1 protein-coding gene is annotated in these 1,063 nt (G+C 63.9%); it reads left to right on the forward strand.

Annotated features, from left to right (window positions below):
• Window positions 1-851: 851 nt before the first annotated feature.
• Window positions 852-1,063, forward strand: a 212-nt coding sequence (locus tag GTN70_04200; GenBank protein NIO16190.1) for a hypothetical protein, incomplete at its 3' end; no start/stop codon positions are given.

A 1,063-nucleotide genomic window follows, 5' to 3' on the forward strand; every position in this document is an offset into this window, starting at 1 on the left:
ATGAGGAAGCCGGCCAAGGTCACCAATGCGACCGCAAATAGTGCCGCCAGTCCCAAACCTCTTCGCATTATCGCTATCCCTTAGGCTACTAATTACACCGACTAAGTCGGTCGGCCAATATTAACTAGCCGCCCGACAATGAATCGGCGCGGCACCAATCAGTCTTCGCCCAGGTGAGCGCTCTCACTTGCCAATCGGGCCTTATGGTCAACGTTTGACAACAGCCTAGAAGGTTCCCGGCGATCTGTCAACGTGGCCTTTTCCCTCAGCGTATCTGACTGTTGTGTGGGTCGACTCGGATCGACTTCATATATCTTTCAGAAATCGTCACGTTGCCGTCTGTGGACGAGATCACCCTTGAGCGGGAAGCTTGCGGTCGTCGGCGTGCTACGGTGGCTCCGGCCACCGCCTCCCGGGGTACCAGCCGCCTGCTGTAAGGACCCCCGTTGACACCTGCGTAACCCAGGGGCACAGTCTGCAGCAATAGCGAGGGGATGTGTGATTGTGCTAGCGGCGGAGCCTAGGTTTCCTGCCAGCGCACCTCGTACGGCCGCACTGGCTCATCGAAGCCCCCGACAAAAGGGGACGACGAGCATACCGTCCCCATTCCGATGCCTGACGTGTTGTATGGCTAGCGGAAGCGTCGTCTCTGATAGGTCAGCCACATGCCGCCGCCGCCGAGGAGGGCGATAACGCCGGCAATGGCAGCCAGCCAAGCCAACCCGCTGGAGCCGCCGCCAGAGGGCTCGCTGCCGGTGTCCGGCAGCGCCTCCGGCTCCCCCACTTCTTCCAGCGCCACCGGCGTAGGCGTGGGCGTAGGTGTGGGTGTGGGCGTGGGCGTAGGCGTGGGAGTGGGTGTGGGCGTAGGTGTGGGCGTAGGCGTGGGAGTGGGTGTGGGAGTGGGTGTAGGCGTAGGCGTAGGTGTGGGTGTGGGCGTGGGCGTAGGCGTGGGTGTAGGCGTGGGCGTGGGTGTGGGCGTGGGCGTGGGTGTGGGCGTGGGCGTGGGCGTGGGCGTGGGTGTGGGCGTGGGCGTGGGCGTGGGCGTGGGCGTGGGTGTTGCGGT

Source organism: Deltaproteobacteria bacterium (genome assembly GCA_011773515.1).
GTDB lineage: Bacteria > Desulfobacterota > Deferrimicrobia > J040 > J040 > WVXK01.